Origin of the sequence: Novosphingobium sp. AAP93, from assembly GCF_001296055.1 — a bacterium.
Classification (GTDB): domain Bacteria; phylum Pseudomonadota; class Alphaproteobacteria; order Sphingomonadales; family Sphingomonadaceae; genus Novosphingobium.
In genome coordinates, this window is record NZ_LJHZ01000100.1 from 1 (window position 1) to 20,267 (window position 20,267).

General features: G+C 65.7%; 20 protein-coding genes. 1 reads left to right on the forward strand and 19 read right to left on the reverse strand.

Going from position 1 to position 20,267, the window contains the following annotated elements; all coding sequences use genetic code 11:
• Positions 1-34 precede the first annotated feature (34 nt).
• The 5 genes from ccoG to ccoN are packed head-to-tail and all read right to left on the reverse strand — an operon-like array spanning position 35 to position 5,055.
• The gene (gene ccoG, locus IP83_RS15025) at positions 35-1,492 is read right to left on the reverse strand and encodes a cytochrome c oxidase accessory protein CcoG (RefSeq protein WP_156309752.1); all 1,458 of its coding nucleotides are present in this window, start codon (positions 1,490-1,492) and stop codon (positions 35-37) included.
• 26 nt (positions 1,493-1,518) lie between these two features.
• Positions 1,519-2,460, reverse strand: a complete 942-nt coding sequence (ccoP, locus tag IP83_RS15030; protein WP_082364742.1) for a cytochrome-c oxidase, cbb3-type subunit III — start codon at positions 2,458-2,460, stop codon at positions 1,519-1,521.
• Positions 2,450-2,641: a cbb3-type cytochrome c oxidase subunit 3 gene (locus tag IP83_RS15035; RefSeq protein ID WP_054123047.1), complete on the reverse strand. Its 192-nt coding sequence runs from the start codon at positions 2,639-2,641 to the stop codon at positions 2,450-2,452. Before IP83_RS15035 ends, ccoP begins: the two co-directional genes overlap by 11 nt.
• Positions 2,638-3,387: a cytochrome-c oxidase, cbb3-type subunit II gene (ccoO, locus tag IP83_RS15040; RefSeq protein WP_054123048.1), complete on the reverse strand. Its 750-nt coding sequence runs from the start codon at positions 3,385-3,387 to the stop codon at positions 2,638-2,640. The genes IP83_RS15035 and ccoO overlap by 4 nt, the downstream gene beginning before the upstream one ends.
• A gap of 24 nt (positions 3,388-3,411) precedes the next feature.
• Positions 3,412-5,055 carry a cytochrome-c oxidase, cbb3-type subunit I gene (ccoN, locus tag IP83_RS15045; protein WP_054123049.1) on the reverse strand — a complete coding sequence of 548 codons (1,644 nt, stop codon included), beginning with the start codon at positions 5,053-5,055 and terminating at the stop codon, positions 3,412-3,414.
• Positions 5,056-5,310: 255 nt separating this feature from the next.
• On the opposite strand from ccoN, the gene IP83_RS15050 reads away from it, so the two are divergent.
• Entirely contained in the window at positions 5,311-5,997 is a 687-nt protein-coding gene (locus IP83_RS15050) for an OmpW family protein (protein WP_054123050.1), read from the forward strand.
• 145 nt (positions 5,998-6,142) lie between these two features.
• On the opposite strand, the gene IP83_RS15055 is transcribed toward IP83_RS15050, so the two are convergent.
• The 14 genes from IP83_RS15055 to IP83_RS15120 form a co-directional block, all read right to left on the reverse strand.
• On the reverse strand, positions 6,143-6,838 hold the full coding sequence (locus IP83_RS15055) for a Crp/Fnr family transcriptional regulator (protein WP_054123051.1): 696 nt from the start codon (positions 6,836-6,838) through the stop codon (positions 6,143-6,145).
• Positions 6,839-7,103: 265 nt separating this feature from the next.
• Positions 7,104-7,589, reverse strand: coding sequence for a flavin reductase family protein (locus IP83_RS15060; protein ID WP_054123052.1), 486 nt, complete (start codon positions 7,587-7,589; stop codon positions 7,104-7,106).
• A 33-nt stretch (positions 7,590-7,622) separates the two neighbouring features.
• Positions 7,623-8,357 (reverse strand): 3'(2'),5'-bisphosphate nucleotidase CysQ, encoded by a 735-nt coding sequence (locus tag IP83_RS15065; RefSeq protein ID WP_054123053.1) that lies wholly within the window; start codon positions 8,355-8,357, stop codon positions 7,623-7,625.
• Between the two features lie 17 nt (positions 8,358-8,374).
• Positions 8,375-10,300 (reverse strand): sulfate adenylyltransferase subunit CysN, encoded by a 1,926-nt coding sequence (gene cysN / locus IP83_RS15070; RefSeq protein ID WP_054123054.1) that lies wholly within the window; start codon positions 10,298-10,300, stop codon positions 8,375-8,377.
• Positions 10,300-11,229, reverse strand: a complete 930-nt coding sequence (gene cysD / locus IP83_RS15075; protein WP_054123055.1) for a sulfate adenylyltransferase subunit CysD — start codon at positions 11,227-11,229, stop codon at positions 10,300-10,302. Before cysD ends, cysN begins: the two co-directional genes overlap by 1 nt.
• 132 nt (positions 11,230-11,361) lie before the next feature.
• Entirely contained in the window at positions 11,362-12,270 is a 909-nt protein-coding gene (locus IP83_RS15080; protein WP_054123056.1) for a CmcJ/NvfI family oxidoreductase, read from the reverse strand.
• 32 nt (positions 12,271-12,302) lie between these two features.
• Entirely contained in the window at positions 12,303-13,595 is a 1,293-nt protein-coding gene (locus tag IP83_RS15085) for an MFS transporter (RefSeq protein ID WP_054123057.1), read from the reverse strand.
• A 40-nt stretch (positions 13,596-13,635) separates the two neighbouring features.
• Positions 13,636-13,926: a DUF1330 domain-containing protein gene (locus IP83_RS15090; RefSeq protein ID WP_054123058.1), complete on the reverse strand. Its 291-nt coding sequence runs from the start codon at positions 13,924-13,926 to the stop codon at positions 13,636-13,638.
• 67 nt (positions 13,927-13,993) lie between these two features.
• On the reverse strand, positions 13,994-14,812 hold the full coding sequence (locus IP83_RS15095) for an SDR family NAD(P)-dependent oxidoreductase (protein WP_054123059.1): 819 nt from the start codon (positions 14,810-14,812) through the stop codon (positions 13,994-13,996).
• A gap of 57 nt (positions 14,813-14,869) precedes the next feature.
• Positions 14,870-16,141: an MFS transporter gene (locus tag IP83_RS15100; RefSeq protein ID WP_082364743.1), complete on the reverse strand. Its 1,272-nt coding sequence runs from the start codon at positions 16,139-16,141 to the stop codon at positions 14,870-14,872.
• 8 nt (positions 16,142-16,149) lie between these two features.
• Positions 16,150-16,500, reverse strand: coding sequence for a nuclear transport factor 2 family protein (locus IP83_RS15105; protein WP_054123061.1), 351 nt, complete (start codon positions 16,498-16,500; stop codon positions 16,150-16,152).
• The gene (locus tag IP83_RS15110) at positions 16,497-18,083 is read right to left on the reverse strand and encodes a GMC family oxidoreductase (protein ID WP_054123062.1); all 1,587 of its coding nucleotides are present in this window, start codon (positions 18,081-18,083) and stop codon (positions 16,497-16,499) included. Before IP83_RS15110 ends, IP83_RS15105 begins: the two co-directional genes overlap by 4 nt.
• Positions 18,080-19,201 (reverse strand): M14 family metallopeptidase, encoded by a 1,122-nt coding sequence (locus IP83_RS15115; RefSeq protein WP_197274392.1) that lies wholly within the window; start codon positions 19,199-19,201, stop codon positions 18,080-18,082. The genes IP83_RS15110 and IP83_RS15115 overlap by 4 nt, the downstream gene beginning before the upstream one ends.
• Complete coding sequence (locus IP83_RS15120) at positions 19,198-20,214, reverse strand: helix-turn-helix transcriptional regulator (protein WP_054123064.1); 1,017 nt, start codon at positions 20,212-20,214, stop codon at positions 19,198-19,200. Before IP83_RS15120 ends, IP83_RS15115 begins: the two co-directional genes overlap by 4 nt.
• Positions 20,215-20,267 lie beyond the last annotated feature (53 nt).

A 20,267-nucleotide genomic window follows, 5' to 3' on the forward strand; every position in this document is an offset into this window, starting at 1 on the left:
CACGAACGGGTGTGGGTGTGGCGGGCGTAGGCCATCACTCGTGTTCCTCTGCCTCATGCGCACCTTCCGGCGCCGCAAAGTGCGTTTCGCGGCGCGGCGCGCGGCCTTCGTTGTCAAGTGGAGTCGCGGTCAGCGCGAAATCCTGCGGATGGGCCTTGTCGGCGGGCACCACGGCATAGAGCCGCACCTTGGCGGTGCTGTCTGCCGGGACCGGCACGTCGATGCTTGCGCGGGCGGCGTGGCGGTCCATCTCGTCGGTGTAGAGCGCAGCACCGGGCAGCCCTTCGGCTGCTATACGCAAGGTGCGCGGGCGGTCTTCCATGTTGCGCAGCGCCAGCGTGAAGGCATTGCGCACCGCGCCGCCTGAAAGCTGCACGAACTCCGGATTGCGCTCGCGCGCGACCGACAGCGTCAGCCGCTCGCGCGCGCCGAGCATGAACAGCAGCGCAAGGCCGATCCCGCCCCACACCGCGAAATAGGCGATGAGGCGCGGGCGCAGCAGCACCTTCGCCACCGGCCGCGCGGGCTCGCCCCCGATCTCGCGCTCCGCATCGATGAGCGTGCAGTAGTCGATGAGGCCCCTTGCACGGCCCACCGAGGCCATCGCCCGGTCGCAGGCATCGACACACAGCGCGCAGGTGATGCAGCCGATCTGCGGCCCCTCGCGGATGTCGATCCCGGTCGGGCAGACCGCCACGCACTGTTTGCAATCGATGCAGTCGCCAATCGGGCTGGCGGCGCCCTTCGCTTCCTTGAGCGACCCGCGCGGCTCGCCCCGCCAGTGCTTGTACGTGACGGTCAGCGAGTTCTCATCGAGCATCGCGGTCTGGATGCGCGGCCAGGGGCACATGTAGATGCACACCTGCTCGCGCATGAAGCCGCCGAGCCAGAAGGTGGTGAAGGTGAGAATGCCCGTCGAGGCATAGGCGACGGGCGCCGCGGTGCCGGTCCAGAACTCGCGCTGCAGCGTCGGCGCATCGGCAAAGTAGAAAATCCACGCGCCGCCGGTCACGAAGGCGATGCCAAGGTAGACGCCCCACTTGAACATCCGGCGGGCAAACTTCGCCGGGGTCCAGGGCGCCACATTGAGCCGCAGCTGCGCATTGCGGTCGCCATCAATCAGGCGGTCGACATGCTGGTAGAGGTCGGTCCAGACCGTCTGCGGGCAGGCATAGCCGCACCACGCCCGGCCGACTGCGCTGGTGACGAGGAACAGCCCGATCCCCGCCATGATCAGCATTCCAGCGACGAAGTAGAACTCCTGCGGCCAGATCTCGATATCGAACATGTAGAACCGGCGGTGCGCCAGATCGACAAGCACTGCCTGCCCGGGGGCGTGCGGTCCCCGGTCCCAGCGGATCCACGGCGTGCCCCAGTAGACGGCGAGGCACACCGCCATGACGAACCATTTGAAGCGGCGGAACGGCCCGTCGATCTTCTTCGGGAATACCGCAGTCCGCTTGGCATAGAGCGGGGCCGCTGCTTCGGTCATGTTCGGATCCATCATGTTCATGGTGGTTACCGCGCCGCCCCCGCAGTCGGAGTTGCCGCAGGCGCCGCCGGTGCAGGCGCAGCTTCGCCGCCCCCCAGCGAATGGACGTAGACCGCCAGCATCTTGATCGTCACCGGATCGAGACGACCGGTCCAGGCGGGCATCACGCCGGCATGGGCATTGGTCACGGTGCCCACCAGCGAGGCGCGATCACCGCCATAGAGCCAGATCTTGTCGCTGAGCTTTGGCGCGCCGACGCTGCGGTTCCCCTCGCCGTTCGCGCCGTGGCAGACCGCGCAGTTGTCTGCGAAGATCTGCGCGCCGCGCCGCGAAGAGGCGTTCGCCGGGTCCTGCTTGCTCAGCACGCGGATATGGCTGACCACATCCTGCACTTGCGCAGGCGTGAGGATGCCATCCTTGCCGAAGCTCGGCATCAGGCTGCTGCGGGTGGCGTCATTGCCCGGCTGGCGGATGCCGTTCACCAGCGTCTGCTGGATCGCGCTCAGATCGCCGCCCCACAGCCAGTCGTCGTCGTTGAGGTTGGGATAGCCCTTCGCGCCCGCTGCGCCCGCGCCGTGGCACTGTACGCAGTTCACCTTGAACGCCGCATGCCCGCCTTCGATCGCGGCGCGCTGCAAGGCCGGATCGGCGGCCAGCGCCTCGATGGGAGTAGCCGCGAGGGCATCGCGCACCCCCTGATGCTCGGCCTTCTCATGCGCGACTTCGTCGGCCAGCACGCCGCGGCTCGACCAGCCCAGCGTACCCGCGCTCGCCGAATGGAGCATCGGGATCGCCGGATAGAGCACAACGTAGACCAGCGCGAAAACGACCGTCGCGTAGAAGGTCCAGAGCCACCAGCGCGGCAGCGGCGTATCGAGCTCCTCGATCCCGTCCCATTCGTGCCCGACCTTGGCCGTGCCGGTGGCGTGATCGATCACCTTTGCGTGGTGTGTGCTGTCATGCGTCATTGGAGTCATCCTCGAAGATCGAGAGCGCCGCATCGCGGCTCGCCGCGCGTCCGCCCGGGCGGAACGGCCAGAGGCAGAGGCCCACGAAGACCAGCGCCATGATCGCCAGCCCGTAGCTGTCGGCCAGATGCCGCAGCAGGTCGTAGGTCGAATGGGTGGAGAGCTGGAGGAAGGCGTTCACCGGCCCTTCTCCTTGGCCAGATGTTCCTGCGCCGCCGGGGCGTTCACATCGACCATCGTGCCCAGCACCTGGAGATAGGCGACAAGCGCATCCATCTCGGTCAGCCGCCCCGGATCACCATCGAAGTCGCGCGCCGTGGCGCCGGGGTAGTGCTTGAGGAACGCCGCGTGATCGGCATCGGGATCGGCCTGCGCCTTGAGGTCATCGTTGGCGGCGGCGATCTCGTCCTTGGTATAGGGCACGCCCACCCGCTCCAGCGTCTGCAGCGCCGGTACCATGTCGCCCTGATCGAGCGGCTGCTCCTTGAGGAAGGCGTAGGTCGGCATGATCGATTCCGGCACCACCGAGCGGGGATCGCTGAGGTGCTGGATGTGCCATTCATCCGAATACTTGCCGCCGACGCGGGCAAGGTCAGGCCCCGTCCGCTTGGAGCCCCACTGGAATGGATGGTCGTACATCGATTCCGCCGCGAGGCTGTAGTGGCCGTAGCGTTCGACCTCGTCGCGGAACGGGCGGATCATCTGGCTGTGGCAGACATAGCAGCCCTCGCGCACATAGATGTCGCGCCCGGCCTGCTCGAGCGGGGTGTAGGGGCGCATCCCCTCCACTTTCTCGATCGTGTTGTCGATCCAGAACAGCGGCGCGATCTCGACGATCCCGCCCACCGTCACCGCCGCGAAGGCCAGCACCGCCAGCAAGGTAACGTTGCGCTCCAGCTTGCGGTGGCGCTCCATGAAAGTAGCCATGTCAGTATCTCCTGTCAGGCCGGGTCAGAGGTAGGTCGCGGGGGCCAGCGGCACGTCGCGCGCCGGGTCGAAGGCGGCCGAATGCAGCGGCTGCTCGTCACGGCTGTGCCCAAGGATCGTGCGGGTAATGTTCGTGGCCATGACCACCGCGCCCGAAAGGTAGAGCAGCCCGCCCACCACCCGCAGCGCGTACATCGGGTGAAGCGCAGCCACGGTTTCGGCGAAAGAGTTCACCAGATAACCGTCGGGCCCGTATTCGCGCCACATCAGCCCCTGGGTGATCCCCGCCACCCACATCGCGGCGGTGTAGAAAACGATCCCCAAGGTCGCGAGCCAGAAGTGCCAGTTCACCATGCGCAAGGAGTAGAGGCGTTCCCGGCCCCACAGGCGCGGCGTCATGTAGTAAAGGCAGCTGAACGTGATCATCCCGTTCCACCCCAGCGCGCCCGAATGCACGTGGCCGATGGTCCAGTCGGTGTAGTGACTCAGCGAATTGACCGACTTGATGCTCATCATCGGGCCCTCGAAGGTGCTCATGCCGTAGAAGGCGAGCGCGAGGACCATCATGCGCAGGATCGGATCGGTGCGGATCTTGTCCCAGGCGCCGTTGAGCGTCATCAGGCCGTTGATCATGCCGCCCCAGCTCGGCATCCACAGCATGACCGAGAAGACCATGCCCAGCGTCTGCGCCCAGTCGGGCAGCGCGGTGTAGTGGAGGTGGTGCGGACCCGCCCAGATGTAGAGGAAGATCAGCGCCCAGAAGTGGATGATCGACAGCCGGTAGGAATAGACCGGGCGTTCGGCCTGCTTCGGCACGAAGTAGTACATCATCGCGAGGAAGCCGGCGGTGAGGAAGAAGCCCACCGCGTTATGGCCGTACCACCACTGGACGAGCGCGCCCTGCACCCCGCCGAACAGCGGATAGCTGCGCGATCCGAAGAAGCTCACCGGCACGTTCACGTTGTTGACGAGGTGGAGCATCGCCACCGTCAGTATGAACGAGAGGTAGAACCAGTTGGCGACGTAGATATGCGGCTCGGAGCGCTTCAGCAGCGTACCGACGAAGACCGCGAGATAGGCGACCCAGACCACGGTGAGCCACAAGTCAACGTACCATTCCGGTTCAGCGTACTCCTTGCCCTGGCTGATCCCCATGAGGTAGCCGGTCGCTGCCAGCACGATGAAAAGCTGGTACCCCCAGAACACGAACGTCGCGAGCGCCGGGAAGGCGAGCCGCGTGCGGCAGGTGCGCTGGACCACGTAGAACGATGTCGCGATCAGCGCGTTGCCGCCGAACGCGAAGATCACCGCGGAGGTGTGCAAGGGCCGCAGCCGCCCGAAATTGATCCATTGCAGCCCCAGATTGAATTCGGGGAAAGCCATCTCGAGCGCGATGTAGAGGCCTGCCAGAAACCCCGCCATGCCCCAGAACACCGTCGCGATCACGCCGAGGCGAATCAGGTCGTCGTCATAACGCCCTGTATCAACTGGGCGAATCGCCGCAGCCGGATCCCAGCCCCGCACCGTGACGACAAGACCGACGAGCGCGGCAGCTGCGCAGATCATCATATGGACGGCAAAACCGATATCGGCCGCCAGTGCGGTGGCGATCACCGCGAAGAACAACGCAGCCAACCATAGGCCGGTGCGCGGGAGAACGGAGTCCATGGACCTTCCCTTCGAACCAAGAAGCTGGACTGTCCCTGCCCCGCCTTCGCCCCCGCAACATTGACCCGTGTCAATTTCTGCGAAGCTGTTTCGCAAGGAGCGGGATTTTATTTGCCATAACGGTTATTTTTTCTTGTCGTGATTTGCGCTCCGTCAATGTTGCGAGTGCGTCCTCCCGGCATTGAGACGGTGTGCTGCGGCCTTCAAGCCGTCCTGCGAGGGGCAGGACATCCGCAGCTGAGGGAGCCCCAGCTCATGAAGACTCTCCACGCTGCCGCTACGCTCGCAGCACTCGCTTCCACCGCCCTTGTCGCAGCACCTGCCCATGCGGGATCGACTGAGGGCAAGTGGCAGATCAAGGTGCTCGGCTCGGCCGTGCTGCCTGATGGCAAGATCAGCCGCGTCGACAAGGATCTCATCGGTCTGCCTGCCGGATCGCAGACCAAGGCGAGCGACAACGGTGTGCCGACGCTCGCGATCGAGTACTTCTTCACGAAGAACATCTCCGCCGAAACGATCTGCTGCACCAGCGCGCACCATGTCACCGGCGCCGGTCCGCTCGCCGGCGCGGCCATTGTCGACCACGCGATCCTCATCCCCGCCACCTTGACGCTCAAGTATCACCTGCCGCTGCCCGGCGGGATCAAGCCTTACGTCGGCGTCGGCCCGTCGCTCTACCTGTGGCTGGGTGAACGCCCCGGTGCGGCCGCCGCCTCGCTCGGCGCGGCGCGCGTGCACTTGTCCAACGAAGTCGGTGTCGCGGTCCAGGGCGGTGTCGATATCGCGCTGGGCAAGAAGGGCTTCGGCCTCAGCCTCGATGCCAAGAAGTACTGGATGGACACGACCGCCCGCTTCTACACCGCTGGCGGTGTCGAGGCGCTGACCACGCGCCACAAGATCGACGCCTGGATCCTGAGCGCAGGCGTCTCCTACCGCTTCTGAACCGATTGCACGGCCGGCGCGGATAGCCTCCGACCTTACCCGCGCGGCCGTGCATACCTCCCGCAAGGAGGGGCGGCGGGTAGCTGGCAGACCTTCGGTCCTGGCCGCTGCCCGCCGTTGTTTTGCGAACAGGAAAGTCTTGGGTTCAGCCCGCGAGCAGTTCCAGCGCGCTGCGGTCGAGGATCTCGACATCGCGCCGCCCGGGCAGGGCAACAACGCCATCGGCCTTGAGCCTGGTGAACTGCCGGCTCACCGTCTCGATGGTCAGGCCCAAAAGGTCCGCCACCTGCTGGCGCGAGAAGGGCAGCGTGAACTGCCGCGCCGGACCGGTGTGGGCCATGCAGCCGTTGTCCGCGAGGCGCTCGGACATATCGAGCAGGAAAGTCGCTATCTTCTCCGGCGCGCTCTTGCGGCCGAGCAGCATCATCCATGCGCGCGTGCGGTCGAGCTCGGCCAGCGTGCGTTCGAGCAGCTTGTGCTCGAGCTCGGGGTGCTCGCGCGCGAAGCGGTCGAAATCATTGCGGGCGAACACGCAGACCCGCGCATCGGTGAGCGCGACGACGCTCGCTGCGCTCGTCTGGCCGAACGGGCGGCCGATGAAGTCGGAAGGATAGGCGACGCCGACGATCTGCTCGCGGCCATCGGCGGTGCTGGTGGTAAGCTTGAGGACGCCTTCGATCACGTTGGCGACGAGCAGCGAGTCGTCGTCCTCCCAGATCAGCGGTTCACCGGCGGAAACGGAGCGGCGGCGGCCCATGGCGCTGAGCGCCGTAATCTCGGGGTGCTCGAGACCGGCACAAATGGCCCGATTGCGGACTATGCAAGTATCACAGGCGCTCATCCATTCCGGTTCTACCAGCCGGAGAGGTCTGCGGCAATCGTGCATCCGTCTAGCTACCTAAAAACATGACGAAAAGTGGGCGGCAAGGGATGCTCGCCGCCCGAAGTCGGGGAGAAATCGGCGGAAGGGGGAATGACAGCCCAAGAACCCGGGCGGGTCCTTCCGCGCCCCATCCTTGTGGCAGAGTCGCCGGGCGCGATCCTTGACCGAGATCAAACTGGAATCTTGACTACAAATAAATCTACCCGTGGGTAGCCTTGGCCGATCAATCGGCGAGCAGCGCGAGATCGTGATACTGCCCGCGGAAGAACAGCAGCGGGTTGCCCGCGCCTTCCTTGCCCAGCGCTTCCACGGCGCCCACGACGAGCCAGTGATCGCCCACTTCGGTCACACGCTCGATCGTGCAATCGATCCACGCGATGGCGTTGTCGAGTACCGGCAGGCCCGCCGGGCTGAGCCCATGCGCAAGTTCGGCAAACTTGTCTTCCGCGCGCGCAGCAAACCGGCGGCACAGCGAGAGCTGATCGGCCCCCAACACGTTGACGCAGAAACGCCCCGTTGCCGCGATCTTGGGCCAGGTGCCGGAGCGCTTGTCGGGGAAAAAACCAACCAGCGGCGGATCGAGCGAGATCGAGGTGAACGAGCCAACGACAAGGCCGAAGCGCTCGCCCGATTCGGCCAGCGCGGTCACCACGCAGACCCCGGTCGGGTAGGCTCCAAGCACATCACGGAACTGGCGGGGATCGATCATCGCACCTCCCCGTGCTTGCAAACCAGATGCCGGTCAAGCCTCGATTGCCGTAACGGCACCAAGGACTCGCCTTGCCCATTCCTGACGGCAAATCAGAAGGTCCGGCAGGTACGTATCGCGGTTGTTGTAGACGAGCGGTGAGCCGTCGATCCGCGAGACATGAAGCCCGGCGGCAGCAGCCACCGCCACCGGCGCGCAGTTGTCCCATTCATACTGGCCGCCCGAATGGAGGTAGATCTCCGCCTCCCCGCGCACGACGGCCATGGCCTTGGCGCCCGCCGAGCCCATCGGCACGAGCTCGCCGCCGAGCATCTTGGCGACCTCGACCGCTTCGTGCGCAGGCCGGGTGCGGCTGACCAGCAGGCGCGGCTTCTCAGCCATCGGCGGCAGCGGCTGCGGCGCGCCGCTATCAAGCACGAGATCGAGCCCCGGCAGTGCCACTGCACCGAGCGTGGCGACACCGTCCACCGCAAGGCCGACATGCACGGCCCAATCGCTGCGGCCTTCGCCATACTCGCGCGTGCCATCAAGCGGATCGATGATCCAGACGCGCGACTTGCCGAGGCGCTCGGGGGTATCCTGCGTTTCCTCCGACAAGACGCCGTCATCCGGCCGGTGCGCCGCGACTTCGGCCATCAACCAGGTATTCGCGCGGAGATCCCCCTCGGCGCCGAGGGCCTTGCCTTCGTGCGTGCCGGCCCCGCGCAGGTCCATCAGGATGCGCGCGGCGCCCGCCGCCAGATGCCGCGCCAGTTCGATATCGTCCATCAAGACCCCTGCACTCGTCAGATGATCGGCATCCAGTCGCCGATGATCAGCGCCACGATCCGTTCCGCCGCCTCTTCGGGGGTTTCGCGCATCGTGTCCACGCGGATTTCGGGGTTTTCCGGCGCTTCATACGGGCTGTCGATCCCGGTGAAGTTCTTGAGCTGGCCAGAACGCGCCTTCTTGTAGAGCCCCTTCACGTCGCGCCGCTCGGCTTCTTCCAGCGGGGTATCGACGAAGACCTCGAAGAACTCGCCATCCGCCAGCAGGCCGCGCACCATGTCACGCTCGGCGCGGAACGGGCTGATGAAGGCGGTGAGCACGATGAGCCCCGCGTCGGTCATCAGCTTGGCCACCTCGCCCACGCGGCGGATGTTCTCGATGCGGTCGGCCTCGGTGAAGCCCAGATCCTTGTTGAGTCCGTGGCGCACATTGTCGCCATCAAGCAGGAACGTGTGCTTGCCCAATGCGTGCAGCTTCTTCTCGACGAGGTTGGCGATGGTCGACTTGCCCGAACCCGAAAGCCCGGTGAACCACAGCACCGCCGGGCTCTGGCCCTTGAGCCGCGCATGCGCAGCCCGCGAGACATCAAGCGCCTGCCAGTGCACGTTCTGCGCGCGGCGCAAGCTGAAGCTCAGCATGCCCGCCGCGACGGTCGCGTTGCTGATCTTGTCGATCAGGATGAAGCCGCCGAGCGTCCGGCTCTCGCCATAGGGCTCGAACACGATTGCGCGATCAGTGGTGATCTCGGCAATGCCGATCGCGTTGAGTTCGAGCGTCTTGGCGGCAAGGCGCTCCAAGGTGTTGACGTTGATCGTGCACTTGGGCTGCGAAACCGTGACCGAAACGGTCTGGCTGGCGAGCTTCAGCCAATAGGCGCGGCCCGGCACCAGCGCTTCGTCGGCCATCCACACGAGGTTCGCCTCGAACTGGTCGGCCACTTGCGGCGGCGCGTCGGCAGCGGCGATCACGTCACCGCGCGAGCAGTCGATCTCGTCCGCAAGGCAGAGCGTGACGGACTGGCCTGCGACCGCTTCCTCCAGATCGCCATCCAGCGTGACTATGCGCGTCACCGTGCTGGTCTTGCCCGAAGGCAGCACGCGGACGGCATCGCCCTTGCGCACGGTGCCGTTCGAGATAAGGCCCGAGAAGCCCCGGAAATCAAGGTTCGGGCGGTTGACCCACTGCACCGGCAAGCGGAACACGCCCGCCGCTTCGGCCGCCGTGTTCACGTCCACCGCTTCCAGATGGCCCATCAACGTCGGGCCCGAGTACCACGGCGTGTTTGCGCTGGGCGCGGTGATATTGTCGCCCTTGAAGCCCGAGATCGGCATAGCGGTGAACGCCTCGATCCCGATGCTGGCGGCAAACGCGGCATAGTCGGCAACGATCGCGTCGTACTTCGCCTGATCATAGCCGATCAGGTCCATCTTGTTCACCGCGAGCACGATGTGGCGGATGCCGATGAGGTGCGCGAGATAGCTGTGGCGGCGCGTCTGCGTGAGCACGCCCTTGCGCGCGTCGATCAGGATCACGGCAAGATCGGCGGTGGAAGCGCCGGTCACCATGTTGCGCGTATACTGTTCGTGTCCCGGGCAATCCGCGACGATGAACTTGCGCTTCTCGGTGCTGAAGAAGCGGTAGGCGACGTCGATGGTGATGCCCTGCTCGCGTTCCGCCGCGAGGCCGTCGACCAGCAGTGCGAAGTCGATCTCGCCGCCCTGCGTGCCGACCTTCTTGCTGTCATTCTCGAGCGCTGCGAGCTGATCCTCGAAGATCATCTTCGAATCGTAGAGCAACCGCCCGATCAGCGTGGACTTTCCATCATCCACGCTGCCGCAGGTGATGAAGCGCAGCATCGACTTGTGCTGGTGCAGGTTGAGGTAGGCCTCGATGTCCTCGGCAATCAGGGCCTCGGTCTGGTAGATCACGTCCGCACCCGACATCAGAAGTACCCCTGCTGCTTCTTGACTTCCATGCCCGCTCCGCCGGCATCCTTGTCGATCACCCGGCCCTGCCGTTCGCTGGTGGTGGTCAGCAGCGTTTCCTGGATCACTTCGCTCAGCGTCGTCGCGTTGCTCTCCACCGCACCTGTCAGCGGGAAGCAGCCCAAGGTGCGGAAGCGGATCGAACGTTCCGTGATTTCAGGCTTGTAGCCCAGAACCTTCTCAAGCCGCGGCAGATCGTCGGCCATGAACAGGCCGCCTTCCCACTCGAAGGTCGGCCGCACCGCCGCGTAGTAGAGCGGCACGATCGGCACGTCGTTGAGGCGGATGTATTGCCAGATGTCGAGCTCGGTCCAGTTCGAGATCGGGAACACGCGGATGCTCTCGCCCTTGTTCTTGCGGGCATTGTAGATGTTCCACAGCTCCGGGCGCTGGTTCTTCGGGTCCCAGCCATGCGAGGCCGTGCGGAAGCTGAAGATGCGCTCCTTGGCACGGCTCTTCTCCTCGTCACGCCGCGCGCCGCCGAAGGCGGCATCAAAGCCCCACTTGTCGAGCGCCTGCTTGAGCCCTTCGGTCTTCCACATGTCGGTGTGCAAGGGGCCGTGGTCGAACGGGTTGATCCCGCGCGCCTTGGCTTCCTCGTTCTGGTGGACGAGCAGCTCCATGCCGCTCTCCTTCGCCATCCGTTCGCGCAGTTCGTACATCGCCTGGAACTTCCACGTCGTATCGACATGGAGCAGCGGGAACGGCGGCGGGCTGGGGTAGAACGCCTTGCGCGCAAGGTGCAGCATCACCGCGCTGTCCTTGCCGACCGAGTAGAGCATCACCGGATTGGTCGCCTCGGCCACCACTTCGCGCATGATGTGGATCGCCTCGGCCTCGAGCCGCTGGATGTGAGTCAGGGTGGATGTGCTGACGGGATCGGACATGGCGTGCCTCATGGATTGTGGCAGCGCACATGGCCTCTCATTCCGTTGGACAAAGCTCCCATTTGGGAGCACCGCGCGAAGGCATTCCTTTCGGCCGCTCAATGCGAACTTTACCGGTCGCCCGGGGGCGCATCACTCGAAGAACGCCACCCCGCGCACTTCGATGCTTTCGCGGATCTTCGTGTCCGGCAGGCTGGTGTCGTGGAACGCGGTATGCGGGCAGCGCCAGGTGACGGAATGGGCGCTGTCCTGAAACTTGAACAGCAGCACGTCGTCCGCCTCCATGTTGGCGAAGTACCACCAGCGGTGCTGAGGCCGATAGCGGAAGATCGTCGCGGCGATCATCTGGTCCTCGCCCTCGACCGGCGCAGTCAGTGCATCGCCGACCGGGAATTCATCCACCACGAACAGCGTGTTGGAGGCCGTCTCGGCATCGCCGACCGTGCGCCCGTCACACACCGCCAGCGGCCAATCCTGTGGGCCCGGTGAGAAGGTGCGCCACAGCGAGAAGCAGATGTAGCGCTGGTAGCCCGGCCCATCCGGAAACGCCTGCCCGTAGACCCGCGCCGCCGCGCGCTTGCCGGTCAGCTCGTTGTAATCGACATGCGCCTCGCCCGCGGGAGGCTGGATGCCGCCCGAGTGCACGTAGCCCGCAACCTTCTCCTGGGCGCGCGCCGACAGGTCGCCCGAAGTGCGGATCATCCAGCCTTGCGTCGCCACCTTGTCGGCGCCGGTCAGCCGCGCCACGAGTGCTTCGACTTCGCGCTGATACCCGGCATCGACGGCGGCTTTGTCATGGAAATCGACTATCGCGCTTTGATGCCTGGCGATCACGAAGCCATGCACATCGAGGCTGAAATGATCCCGGATAGGCATCCCGTCGCGCACCTCGACGGGATAGTCGCGGTAATCGCCGGTGTTCATCTCGACACCCTGACTGACATAGCGCCGGGTGACGTACTCGCCTTCATCCAGATAGCGGATTAGTGCCGGAGCTTTGCGCGCCGTATCTTCGATATCCAGCGCCGCTTGCGTTGCCATGGCCTTCTTCCGCTTATTGTTAGGTAAGCGAACTATATCGGTTGCGGCGCGGCTGTCCAGCTTTGGCGGGGTGCGGTTTCGGGAATGCGCCAGAGCACCGGCAGGATCGCCAGCGCGACCACGGCGATCATGGCACCGGGGACTGCGGGCCAATGCGTCCCCTCCAGCAGCACTTGCGCCACCAGCGGGGTGAGCCCGCCGAAAATCGCGGTCGCGCTCGTCACGCCCAGCGCAAGGCCGGAGAGCCGCGCCTGCCCGGAAAACTGTTCGGCGGTCGCCACCGCACCGACCGCGCTCCACGCGCCGCCCAGCGCCGCCAGCAGTACCGCGCCGACAAGCGCCGGCCAGATCCCGCCGTGTGCCATCAGCGAAAACAGGGTAATCGGCCCGACCGCGCAGGCAAGCGCAATGCCGATCAGCACCGGCCGCCGCCCGATCTGATCGGAAAGCGCGCCCACCAGCGGCGTCACCGCGATGACAACGAAAGCCGCCACGGTCGACAGCGTCAGTGCTGCCCCCTCGCCCACTGCCCCCACCGAGCCAAGGAAGGTCGGCACATAAGTGATGCCGACGTAGTAGCTGATCGAGCCCAGCGCGGAGATCGCAAATCCTCGGATGATGCCGATGCGTTCATGGACCATCGCATGGCGCAGCGGCGCCTTGGGCACCGTCCCCGCCGCCTTGTGGCGTTCAAACTCGGGCGATTCGTCCATGTTTGCCCGCGCCAGCAGCACCCCGCCCGCCAGCAGCGCGCCGAAAAAGAACGGAATGCGCCAGCCCCATGCATCGAGCGCTCCGGCGGGCAGCGCCCAGGCCGTCATGGCCGCAACCCCGACCGCGAGCAGCGCGCCCACTTCGCTCGCTGCCGAGGCGCAACTGGTGATGAGGCCGCGCCGGTTCGGCCCCGCACCCTCGATCAGATAGGCGACCACGCCGGTATATTCGCCGCCCACCGCGAAGGCCATCACGCAGCGCAGCCCAAGCAGCAGGAAGCCCGCCGCCGGGCCGATCTGCGCGTGCGTCGGCAGCAGTGCGCAGCTCAGCATCGCGGCGGTCATCATGGCCATCGAGAGCAGCATCGCGCGCCGCCGACCGTGCCGGTCGCCATAATGCCCCATCGCCAGCGCACCCAGGGGCCGCATCAGGTAGGATATCGCGAAACCCGCCAGCACGGCCACCAGCGAACCATCGCCGCCGCCGAACATCACCCGCGAAAGGATGGTCGCGACATAGATGTAGAGCGTGAAATCGTACCACTCGACGACAGTCGAGAAGCCCGCGATCAGCATCGAGCGGTGCGAAATAGTCTGATGGGCGGGCGCCATCAGGCCATCATGCCTTAAGCAGCCCGCCTTGCAACCGGATTCAGCCGACCCCTTCGGTCACCATCACGCGGTACGTCGCGCCCTTGAGGCGGTGCACCTTGGCGTCCTGATAGGCCGGGCTGTTGTACCAGGCCTTGGCCGCATCGATGTCGGGGAACTCGATGATCACGAGGCCTTCGGCGGCCGGGCCTTCCCACGTCTCGTTGGGGCCATAGAACGCCAGCGGCTTGAGCGGATGCCCGGCGATCGAGGCGCCCGCCTTCGCGTTGTACTGGTCGAGCTCTGCCTGATCGTTCACGCCGTCCTTGATGAAAACTACATAGGCCGTCATGCGGTCATCCCTCTCCGGTTTGGTTTGTCCGCCCATCTAGGGGCACATTTCCGCGCGGTGCAAGGCTTCAGGTGGCCGACCAGCCCGCATCGATCACAAGGCTGGAGCCCGTCACCACCCGCGCGGCCTCGCTCGCCAGATAGAGCACCGAGGCGGCGGTCTGCTCGGGCTGGATCGGCTCCTTCACATGCGCGACGCTGAGGTACTGCTCGTAGACCTGTTCCTGCGTCAGCCCGGCACGAGCGGCGATCTCGCTCGCGGTATGTTCGACCATCGGCGTGGGCAGGAACCCGGGGCATACCGCGTTGACGGTGATGCCGTGAGCGCCAAGCTCGGCCGCCATCGTCTTGGTGATGCCGATCATGGCATGCTTGGTCGCGCAGTAGTGGCCGAAGCCGGGCGTGCCGATCATGCCCGCCACCGAGGCGATATTGATGATCCGCCCACCCGCGCCGCCCGAAATCATCATGGGCACCACCGCGCGGCTCATCCGCCAGCCGCCCGTCAGGTTGACCGCAAGGGTCGTCTCGAAGGTCTCGTCATCGAGCAAGTGCATCGGCGCATTGCCGGTGAGGATACCCGCGTTGTTGACAAGGATATCGATCCGCCCGAACTCTGCCTGCACGCGGCCCACGAACGCATCGATCTCGGCCTGCCGGCGGATATCGCAGGCAGCATACAGCGCACGCACGCCGAGCGCTTCGATCTCCCGCGCAACGGCATCGAGCGCACCGCCAAGCGGGTAGCCGACGCTCGGCATGGTTGCCTCGCCCACATCACAGATCGCCACGTCCGCGCCGGCTCCAGCCAGTGCCAGCGCCATCGCCCGGCCCTGCCCGCGCGCGGCGCCGGTCACGATCGCCACTTTGCCTGAAAGCTCACCCATGCCCGTCAACTCCCCCTCGTCAGGCGCGCAGCATGCCGCCTGAACCGCGGGGCCTCATCAGGCGAAAGTGATAGGTTTACGGCTCCGGGCGAGCGCGGCGAGCGAAAGCGCGAAGATCGCGACGGGCAGATAGCACCCCACCACGCGCCCCGGGCTCATCAGCCCGCCCGCAACATGGGGCTTGAGCGCATCGTAGACGATCAGCCCCGCCCCGGTGCCGAACGCCGCGCCGAGCTTGCTCGAAAGATTGTAGAGCGCCATGAACTCGCCCATCCGGTCGCGCCCGCTTGCGGCAAGATCGGCGGCAGCAAATTCGGCGACATAGGCCGGGGTAAGCACCAGCAGCGTGCTGACATAGATCCCTGCAGCCAGCGCCAGCACATAGGTCGCAGGCTGCGCGGGCGGCATCGCGGCGAAGGCAAGCAGGCCGACGACGAAGACGAGCACGCCGCCCACCAGCACGGTGTAGGTCCCCGCGCGCCGCGCGACACGGATGGTCAGCGGCACGGTCGCGAGGCAGATCACGTATTGCAGCAGCACGAACGGCAGGAACGCACCTTTGAGGCCGTATTCCTCTTCGATCAGGATCAGCACGACCGCATTGTAGCTGCCCGCCGCGAAGTTCATCAGCAGGATCGAGGAGATCGCGGCAAGCACCGGCACCGAGCGCAGCGCGCCCCATAGCGGCTCGGCATTGGTGACCTCCGCCTCGCCTGCCGCACGTTCAGGCACGAAGAGCAGCGCGGCGATCAGGGTCAGCGCCAGCAACACTGTCGCCGCGATGCCCAGCACCCAGATCGCATGCGCGGCGGTCGAAGTGCCTGCCGCCTGCGGGACGATCAGCGGCAGCAGGCCCGCCATCAACGCGCCCACGACGGTGCCGGATTCGCGCCAGGCCGACATGCGCCGCCGCCCCGCCTCGTCACCGCCAAGGTCCTGCCCCCACGAGAGATGCGGGATCTGCACCACCGTCCATGCGATGTAGTAGAGCGAGACGGCCACCGCGAAATAGATCACCCCCGGCCGGACAGGCGGGAACGAGACCATGATCGAGGCCGCCAGCAGCAATGGCGCGCCGACGAGGATCCACGGCTTGCGCCGCCCCATCCGCCAGCGCGTCCGGTCCGACCAGCGCCCGACGAAGATATCGAGCATGGCATCGAGAATGCGCACGACAAGGAAAACGGTCCCAACCGCGCCGAGCCCGATACCGAGTTCCTCACCGTAGTAAGGCCCGACATAGATCACGATCGGCAGGCTGAGGATCGAAAGCGGCACCGAAAGGCTGGAGAAAGCCAAAGTGCGGGCGACCGAGAGGGGCCTCGTCATCGAATGGCTCACCCCTGCCCGAACCACACGCGGCGGATCAGGCCGCCACCGGTCTCGTAGATCGCGATCACCCGGCGCACTTGCGGCGCAGTCCCGGTCAGCCGCTCCAGATCGATCACGAAGCGCCCCAGCACGATGCGCTGCTCGATGTCGGCATGGACCTGCGGGCTCTCGGCAAAGCGGCGGATATATCGGTCACGGAAGGCCGCCATGCCCCGCAGGGGCGGCGCATCGTCCCCCAGCAGCGCCACTTCGATATCGGCGTCATAATGCACGCAAAACGCGTCGATATCGTGCGCATTATAGGCCTGCAATTGCCCCTCGACGAGCGCGACCGGATCGGCCTCCGCGCCGCTCACGCGGCGAACTCGCTCGCGGCCTTCTCGCCGATCATCAGCGCCACGGCATGGGTATTGCCGCTGACATGGGCAGGCAGGATCGAGGTATCGACCACCTTAAGCCCCTGTACTCCGCGGACATTCAGCGCGGGATCGACCACCGCCTTGGCGTCGCTCCCCATGCGGCAAGTGCCGACCGGGTGATAGAGCGGCGCCGCGCGCTCGCGAACGAAGGCTTCCATCTCGCCGTCATCGGCGGGCGGTGGATCGACAAAACCGCGCATGTGCTGTGCAAACGGCTCGGTGGTGAGCAGTTTTTCGATCAGCCGCACCCCCTTGATCAGCGTCGCCACATCGCGCTCAGCCTCAAGGAAGCGCGGCTCGATGATCGGCGGCACGCCGGCGAGATGCGAACGCAGCCGGAGCCTGCCGGAGCTTTCAGGGTGGTTCACGCTCGGCGCCATCAGCACCATCCGCTCACGCGGGAGCACCAAGCGGCCCATCTCATCCTGACCGAACGCAAAGGGCGAGAAGTGGAATTGCAGGTCAGCCCGGCCAAACGGATCATCGATATGGTGGAAGCCCACGGCCTGCGCCGTCGCCGCTGCGGCCGGCCCCTTCCCTGCGAACCACTGCAGCAACGCACGTGCCATGCCGAGCCGCGATCCGTGCTGGTTGACCGTCGGCCGATCGACCCGGAACGGCATCATCACCCCGGCGTGTTCGCGCAAGTTGCGGCCGACGTCCGGCAGATCAACCACCGGTTCGATCCCCAAAGCCCGCAGTTCTTCGGCAGGCCCCAACCCGGAGCGCAGCAGCAGCGTGGGCGAGGCGATCGCGCCCGAGCAGACCACCACCTTGCGCCGCGCCATGACCCGCTGCAGCACGCCGTTGCGGCGCATCTCGACGCCGACCACGCGCTTGCCATCAAACAGCAGCCGTTCAGCCTCGGCGTTCGTGAACAGCCGCACTTTGGGCGACTTCAGATGGGGCACAAGAAACACGTCGAAGGGATTGACCCTCCGCCCTTTTCGCTGGTTCGCCTGCACCCGGCCAAAGCCCAGTTGCGAGGCGCCGTTGTAGTCGTCCGTCGTGCCGAAGCCGGCGGCGCGCGAAGCATGGATCAGCGTCTGGGTGAGTTCGTATTCGTAGGGCGGCACTTCGATCGGGAGCGGACCAAAGGTGCCGCGATGCTGATCAGGCTCGTGCCAGCGCTCCAGATTGCGGAAGTGCGGGAGGACGCTGCGATAGCCCCACCCGGTCGCACCGAGCTTGTCCCACGCATCATAGTCCGCCGGATTGCCACGCACGAAAATCGTGCCGTTGATCAGGCTGCTGCCCCCCGGCCCTTTGCCGCGCGGCCAGATGTCCTTGCGATTGCCGCGTGTGGGGTCGGGCTCGGTCTCGAAGTTCCAGTCGTACTCGGACCGGCCAAGCGTGCGGAAAACGGCAGCGGGAATAGTGCTGACCTTGGGCCACTGCCGATCCCCGGCCTCGATGATGGCGAGGCTGTGCTGGCCACTTTCAGCAAGCCTTCCGGCAAAGACGCTGCCGGAACTGCCGAGCCCGACCACCACGACATCGGCCTCGTACTGCGGGATCATGCGGGCGAACCCAGGAACGCCAGTGCCTGCCGGATCGCCAGCGCGGACTGGCCGACAACCATTGCCCGCCACACGTCGTCATCGCCGACAAAGGCATCGCGAAGCTGCGCGGTGATCATCTGCCCCTCAGGCGAGAGCGGATCGCCGCGCGCATGGAGCCAGTTGTCCGCAATCAGGGCGTGGAGCACCACATCGAACGGCCGCGTGCCATATTCCATCGCCATCGTGGTCACTTCCGCGTGGGACAGCACATTCGCCGCAGCGGCGAGTCCATCGCCGCCAACTTTGGCAGACGAGGAGGCCCCGTCCACGACCGAAAGAATTCCCGCTCCGAACGCCGCCACTGTGCGCGCATAGGCGGCGCTGCCCTTGGGCACCGGCACGAGCTGCTCGGCCATCCCGCGCGGCCCCAAGCCGGAATGGTAGTCGATGATCGCCACTCGCTGCGCTGCTGCCAGCTTCTCGCGGTAAATCGCCGTCAGGGTCATCCGCGACCATGTCGGCTCCGTCCCGCCGTGGAAGATCCCGTCGGCATGGCTGTATTGCCCTGCCGTCAGCGCCTGCCGCAGCGCCGCCTCGCCATTTTCGGCGGCGTAGTCCGCGAGCGCCTTCGCGATCTCGGCAGAGGTCCCGGTGGTCCAGGTGTCCGGCATCAGCACAGGATGCAGCGCGCGATAGCCAGGGTTGTCGGGAAGCGGGCCGCCGAAATCGACCCAGTTGCGGTTGAGATCGACGTTCGCCGCATCGACCCTGCGCTGCCAGGCAAAGCCGTGCGGATTGACGCCGTGGACGAGCATGACCGCCACGCCCGGCGGCAAAACCTGCGCTGCGCCGCTATCAAGCCAAGCGATCTGCGCGCCCGATCCGCAAAAACCTTCGACCCCATGCGTTCCCGCAAGCAGCACCAGCGCGGCAGGGGCATCGGCGGGACCGATCCACGCGACATCGGTCGCAAGCAGCAGCCCGTCGGGCCCGCGCTCGGGATGGCTGATGCTTTCGATGGCAGCCCCTGCCGCCGTGGCGGTGCCGAGAAACCGGCAGCGAGCCGCCTGATAATCGGGCCTGAAGTAGCGCGAAAGGTCCATACTGGCAGCGATAACCCGGCCCGGACCGCTCAACTTTTGACGATGGCCGAAAGGCCTGTGCAATCACCCTTCCGGCACAGCCGCGCCTCACGCGGGGAGAAGCCGAAGGTGCGTTTGAAGGCGGTCGCGAAGTTGCTGGCATGTTCATAGCCCGCATCGAACGCGATCTGGGTAATCGACCGGTCGCTCGTCTGGAGCAGACGCAGCGCGTGGTCCATCCGCAGCTGCTGGCGATAGCCGAACACGGTGGTGCCGGTCACGCGGCGGAACTGCTCGGTCATCTGAGATTCGTTCCACGCGACCATGCGGCTGAGGCGCGTGATGCTGGTGGTGCTGAAGGGATCGGCCTGCAGGATTTCGCACAGCTCGCGCACCTTGGCGAGATCGCGCGGACGGATCGTTGTGCTGTTATCGCCATGCTCGGCAATCCGGGTCAGCGCGGCGCAGAGCACTTCCATCGCCTTGGCCTGCACCATCATCGTGCGCATCGCACCATTATAAGGCGGCTGCAGAATATCACCCACCATGGTGTGGAGCGCCGCCGGCAGCGGCAGCACGTCGCAATGGAAGTCGAGATCGCGCCCGTCGATGAAATCGCGGATCGGCCGCGGCATGCGCAGTTCGGCGTCATCCGCCAGTTGGGCAAGGAAAGGCTGGCTGCACATGAAGGTAATCGCGGATTCGCGCGACTGCATGAGATGCTGTTCGAACTTCACCGAATTGCGCGGTTGAACGAGATATGACATCGTCCCCGCGTCCGCTTGGGCCTCGTGCCCCCGTCCGTCGCTGATAATCGAGTGCCCCTCAATCTTGAAGTGCAGCTTGAAGGCGTCGCCCCCGTTGAACGTCGCACGCTGCTGAACAAGGTATTCAGCACATCCGGCGATGAGCGAAAATCCAGGACGAATCTCGTGATACTCGTCCCAGCCGCGCACGGATGCGTCGTCATAGACCGCACGCGGGCGCGACGCCATCGACAGGATATCGCCCGCCGTCACCCATGAGGCCGGGGAATTGCCGATCGAGGTGCCGAGATCTTGCGTCATGACCTCCCCTGAATTGCCTGCGGTCCCTCCGTAGGGCTCCTAACTTGCAATAT